At 37.8% G+C, this 5,547-nt stretch carries 5 protein-coding genes; 1 reads left to right on the top strand and 4 read right to left on the bottom strand.

All coding sequences use genetic code 11. The annotated features are described in order from the left end of the window. Positions 1 to 270 precede the first annotated feature (270 nt). Positions 271 to 996: a Crp/Fnr family transcriptional regulator gene (locus RYP29_RS07995; protein ID WP_311532989.1), complete on the top strand. Its 726-nt coding sequence runs from the start codon at positions 271 to 273 to the stop codon at positions 994 to 996. Positions 997 to 1,066: 70 nt separating this feature from the next. Here the strand turns inward: RYP29_RS07995 and RYP29_RS08000 are convergent, their stop codons facing one another. The 4 genes from RYP29_RS08000 to RYP29_RS08015 all read right to left on the bottom strand — a co-directional run bounded on the left by RYP29_RS08000 (position 1,067) and on the right by RYP29_RS08015 (position 4,835). Then, positions 1,067 to 2,659 carry an LPO_1073/Vpar_1526 family protein gene (locus RYP29_RS08000; protein WP_311532990.1) on the bottom strand — a complete coding sequence of 531 codons (1,593 nt, stop codon included), beginning with the start codon at positions 2,657 to 2,659 and terminating at the stop codon, positions 1,067 to 1,069. A gap of 12 nt (positions 2,660 to 2,671) precedes the next feature. After that, positions 2,672 to 3,223: a TIGR01440 family protein gene (locus RYP29_RS08005; protein ID WP_311532992.1), complete on the bottom strand. Its 552-nt coding sequence runs from the start codon at positions 3,221 to 3,223 to the stop codon at positions 2,672 to 2,674. Positions 3,224 to 3,412: 189 nt separating this feature from the next. Then, positions 3,413 to 3,973: a Fe-S-containing hydro-lyase gene (locus RYP29_RS08010; protein ID WP_005385442.1), complete on the bottom strand. Its 561-nt coding sequence runs from the start codon at positions 3,971 to 3,973 to the stop codon at positions 3,413 to 3,415. Positions 3,974 to 3,992: 19 nt separating this feature from the next. After that, positions 3,993 to 4,835, bottom strand: a complete 843-nt coding sequence (locus RYP29_RS08015; protein ID WP_009660830.1) for a fumarate hydratase — start codon at positions 4,833 to 4,835, stop codon at positions 3,993 to 3,995. Positions 4,836 to 5,547: the final 712 nt, after the last annotated feature.

Genomic DNA, 5,547 nt, shown 5'->3' on the forward strand with positions numbered 1-5,547 from the left:
ATATAAAACCTATACATTACACTGATGAATTATCAGGTGTCTGATTGATTACATTGAAAGTATAACGTAAAGGTGATACAATTTCTGTAGCTTGAGCAACAATAAAAAAACTTTTTCAAAAATTTCCTGACTCTTCTTTTGGAACAGGCTGCTCACAAGAGCATATATAATTATTTTACAATACTCATTACAAATTACCTATAAAAAGCATCACACCATACGATGTATAATTCGAGTTAAAATAGCTATATACTATATTAGGAGGCACACATGATTAAACAAGTTCTATCCGATGACATTATCAAACAATACTTACCAGTCTTAACAGCTTGCCCCCTATTCAATACATTGGGTATACCAGAATTAACGAGCTACTTACATAATGCAAAAGTAATTATAAAGAATTACAAAAAGAACGACTTTATCGCTATTTCAGGAGATCCTATGGAAGGAATTGGCGTTATCTTGGAAGGCAGTGCTCTTCTTACGCGTGAAAATGTGCTAGGCCAACGAGTTATCATGGCCAATTTAGAGGCATCCTCTATTTTTGGGGAAGCCTTGCTATTTAGTAAGCATCCACTTTGGCCAGCCACCATAAAAGCATTAAAGCCAACAAAAATTATGTTTATACCACTCGAAACATTTATCGAAACATTACCGGATTGCCATCAATGCCAAACCAAAATCCTTTCTAATCTATTAGAGGATTTATCGGAAAAAGCATTGCTTCTTACCAAAAAAGTTCATTATTTAACATTAAAGGGCATGCGTGAAAAAATTTACGCATATCTTACAGATATATACACGATGCAACACAGTGAAAAACTGGTGTTACCTCATAATCGCGAACAAATGGCGGAAGCCCTCAACGTTTCACGTACTGCGTTAAGCCGTGAGCTTGGAAGATTGCGCGACGAGGGTATCATTGAAATCAATGGCCGCCATGTGACATTATTAGACCCTCAACAAATTGTAGAATTTGGATTTAACAATTAAATACAGCGTGCACGCAACACAAAACCGCCTAGGCATAGCCTTAGGCGGTTTATTGTATATATGTATAGAATTAGAACCAATGAGATAAATCAAATTCTTCCCCAATGGTTGCTTTCACATGAGCTCGACCTAAATAGAGACCAAGCAATGTAAGAGAAATAGAACACATAGGACTTTCATCATAGACGCGAGCCAAATCAGAAAGAACCGGACTAATATCGTCCATGATTTGACGAGCCTCTTCCCCTCTAAATGCAGTAGGTTTACTCTTCATCAAAGCTATGAGATCACGTTGCACCATTGGATCAGAGATGCGAGCCTCTCTAAAGAAGCGTTGTGCCAAGGATTCATCGACGACAGCCAATTTATAAAGATTAGAGTTTAGGCTGCGCACCACAAATCGTGGATCTACGCCGCGGCCATCAGTAGCACGGAATAACTCTTCCTTTGTAAAGCCACGATAGTTAAATACAAACGGATAGGAATTACTCAATAATTGCGTCAATGTTACGGACTCACGTTCTTGCTGAGTACAACGTAAATAATCTAGCTGACGATAAAACGATGAGTCATGAGGCAAATCCGAAATAAATGGTTCGATATATTTTTCCACATAATGTTGGAAATGAATACGTCCATAGTTATTAGAATTACGAGAGTATTGTAATAATAATGTTAACGCCATCACTTGAAAGTGTCCTAATGTAAGATGGGGCAAAACGCGCAATGCATCAAAAGCTACCAAGTACGGTGTACTTGACTTAGGCGATTGAACCACATCGAAAAAGGCTTCTAGCGCAGCTGTTTTCATCCAAGTCGTTGGAGATCCTGCATAGGCTTTTTGCATAGCCAATAATGCTTCTTGAATTACGATATTTTGCAATAGTAATTTGACTTCGCTTAATTTCGTAATGCCCAAAACGGCTAATGCATCCCGCGTAATATCTGCAACGAATTGCATAGCATCACCATGAACGACACCGAAAGCATGAGCAAATGGTTCAATTGCAAGGGCTACACGTTTATCCTCTTGTGCAGCCTGTGCCCATGGACCAATTGGTTCTGGCTCATCCTCTTCTTTGTTGGATAAATGTTCATTAATTTCATCGGCATTAAACATGCGTGTTTCTTCTAATGCAGATGGACCTTGTGGATTTACAATTTCACTATTTTCACTGCCAAACATCTGCGTTGCATCAGCATCAAAGCATCGTGTTTCGTCCATTACATCAGGAGACTCGCCTAATGCAATAGTATCCTCTGTAGAAGATTCAACAGCAGGAATTTCCATCGTTTTTTCTGTATCAGTCACTGCATCAATAGGTTCTGCAACAACAGGTTCTGTAACAATAGGTTCTGCGGTAACAGAATTCTCAAAATCATGTTGTTCTACAGGATTATGTAATTGAATAGCACCCTTACTAACAGATGTTCGTTCATCAACATGAGCCTCGTATACATCAACACCATCATGTGTTTCCCGAGGTGTTATATGTACCTTCTCTTGTTCATACAAACGCCCTGGACGTGATGTTTTTGAAGGCTTTGATATTACAGAATGCGCGTCACTGTTACTTTCACTTTTATTAAATACCGCATAGCATACTCCAAAGAAACCAAGTACGACAACGGCCAATACGACATATGGGATAAACGTTGACATTACATTCTCCTCTTATAATAATGCGTCATTATATACCGCACGGATACCGCCGATACTTTTAGGGCGAACACGACAAGCTGTCACATGAGCGTCCCCAATTTCTTTTAAGCTTAATCGTACAGGAACCGTTACATGTTTCATATGCATACCAATGAAAGTATCTCCTATATCGATTCCCGCATCTGCTTGTATAAATTCAACAATTACAGGATCCTTAAAGCGGTTATACGCCGTCATAGCCATAGCGCCACCAGCATGCAATTGAGGAACAACATTACATTCCTCTTCCCAAGTCATAGCCTCACGTTCCATTACAAGGGCTCTATTCAAATGTTCACAACATTGTACAGCAAGATATAAACCTCGTTCGCTAACGGCTTTATAAATCTCATCAAATACAACAGCTGCTACATCCTCATGAGAATCAGTGCCAATCTTTTTACCACAAATCTCACTTGTAGAACATCCCACTACAAATAGCTGTCCTTCGTGTACCTTTGCTACTGTTAAGAGTTCTTCCATAGCAGTATGTACTTCTTGTCTAATTGTTTCAATAGAATGCATGATATCGCCCCTTTTTAATATTCAAATCTATAAATATATTATCATAAATTATATGTCTTTTATAGACCAAACTATAGGACATATGCGTGAAATTCTTATGATAAATTAATCTATTGTATATGTTACTAGTTTGAAATACAAAAAAGAGGCTTGCTAAAGCAAGCCTCTTTCAATCACTCAGTGGTGATATTAGATTTTTCTGTAAGGTTTTTGGCCTTGTTCGTAGAAGTTGTTACCTTCAGTATCGCCAACTACGATGCAAGGGAAATCTTCAACTGTCAATTCAGCCAAAGCTTCTGGACCAAGTTCACCATAAGCAAGTACTTCGTATTTTTTGATGGATTTTGCAATCAATGCTGCAGCGCCACCAACTGCTGCGAAGTATGTGCAACCATTTTTCTTCATGGATTCAACTACTGCTGGTTTACGGGAACCTTTACCGATCATGCCTTTGATACCTTGATCAAGCATTGTTGGTGTGTAAGCATCCATACGACCAGAAGTTGTAGGACCAGCGGAACCAATTGGGTCACCAGGTTTTGCAGGTGTAGGTCCTAAGTAGTAAACGAATTTGTTAGTCCAATCGATTGGTAATTTTTCGCCACGTGCTAAAGCTTCTGTCATAACTTTATGAGCAGCGTCACGAGCGGAGTAAATTTTGCCAGTGATAAGAACGCTATCACCAACTTTTAATTTACGGGAAAACTCTTCATTATATTCTTCAGTATTAATGCGAATTGTTTCAGCCATTGTAATTACCTCCTACCGATTAAAGTACTACGTGTTTATGACGAGCAGCATGACACATAATAGTAACAGCAACAGGAAGGCCGGCGATATGAGTTGCACCCCATTCGATGTTTACACCGATACAAGTTGTTGTGCCGCCCAATTGTGGACCGATACCAGTTTTGTTAACCATTTCCAAAATTTCTTCTTCCAATTTTGCATACTCAGGATCTTTGTGAGGAGTGCTAATATCGCGAAGCAAAGCTTTTTTGGACATAACAGCTGCTTGGTCCATAGTACCACCAATACCAACGCCAAGTACGATTGGAGGGCATGGGTTAGGGCCAGCATGTTTTACGATTTCAAGAACTGCATTTTTAACGCCTTCAACGCCATCTGCAGGTACCAACATAGCTACGTCAGATTTATTTTCAGAACCGAAACCTTTAAGTTCTACGTTGATTTCTACTTTATCGCCAGGAACGATATCGATGTAGATGATTGCAGGTGTGTTGTTTTGAGTGTTTTTACGGTTGAACAATGGTTCTGCTACAACGGATTTACGAAGGTAACCTTCTACATAACCTTGAGCAACACCTTCATTGATAGCTTCTTTAAGATCGCCACCAACGAAATGAACATCTTGACCTACTTCTACGAATACCAATGTCATACCAGTATCTTGGCAGTATGGACGATCTTCAGCATCAGCAATTTCTGCATTTTTGATGATTTGATCGAGAACGATGCAACCAACTGGAGACTCTTCTGTTTCACGGCCTTTTTTCAAGCCTTCATAGATGTCTTTTGGCAAGTGGTAAGCTGCGTCCATACACATTTGACGGACTGTTTTTGTGATTTCAGATACTTGAATCTCGCGCAAGATAATCCCTCCTCAGGAAAATAATTAGATATTAACTCTAATACAATGAGATACATTTATTCTCAAAGTGTTAAGCTAAGATTAACTCTATGACTCCATACTAGCACACTACCGAAGGCCTTTCAACGCTTTACCTATACAGTTTTCTCAATGAAATTTATCGATTTGATAATTATTTTCAATGATTAATTATACCTTTTTTATGCACTTTGATAATATTAAAAATAGTAGCTTAACTCTAATAAAAGGCTATATAACTGTAATAAATATCACATCATATTATTGTATATGGTTCGTTTCCAATCAATATGTGTTCTAACCATAAAATATATTGCTTCCTTTAATGAGATTATCTATCATTTTTATATAAAAAGATTTTAATTATGAGTATGTATAACGATTATCTTCAATACAATTAATTTACTAACTCCCCTATTTATCAAGGAGTTCATATACACAAAAACACGCTTAATAACTGGGTTTATCACCAACATATATAATTATCGATTTTTATGACTATCTCATCAAATTATTTTATCATTCCTCAAACTCTGTCTATTATGTGTTTTAGTTATAGCATATGCTAAAAATTTTTAACTTTTTATAACATTTCCCCTTGCTATTATCGATATGTTCCTTTATAATAATCACTATATTATTCCTCGATAGCTCAGTTGGTAGAGCAATCGGCTGTTAACCGATCGGTCGTAGG

This window comes from uncultured Veillonella sp., assembly GCF_963534045.1.
Lineage (GTDB): Bacteria > Bacillota > Negativicutes > Veillonellales > Veillonellaceae > Veillonella.

Excerpts from the sequence above, each read along its gene's own strand:
- RYP29_RS07995 (WP_311532989.1), top strand. The coding sequence starts at position 271 with ATGATTAAACAAGTTCTATCCGATGACATTATCAAACAATACTTACCA.
- RYP29_RS08010 (WP_005385442.1), bottom strand. The coding sequence starts at position 3,973 with ATGGCTGAAACAATTCGCATTAATACTGAAGAATATAATGAAGAGTTT.
- RYP29_RS08000 (WP_311532990.1), bottom strand. The coding sequence starts at position 2,659 with ATGTCAACGTTTATCCCATATGTCGTATTGGCCGTTGTCGTACTTGGT.
- RYP29_RS08005 (WP_311532992.1), bottom strand. The coding sequence starts at position 3,223 with ATGCATTCTATTGAAACAATTAGACAAGAAGTACATACTGCTATGGAA.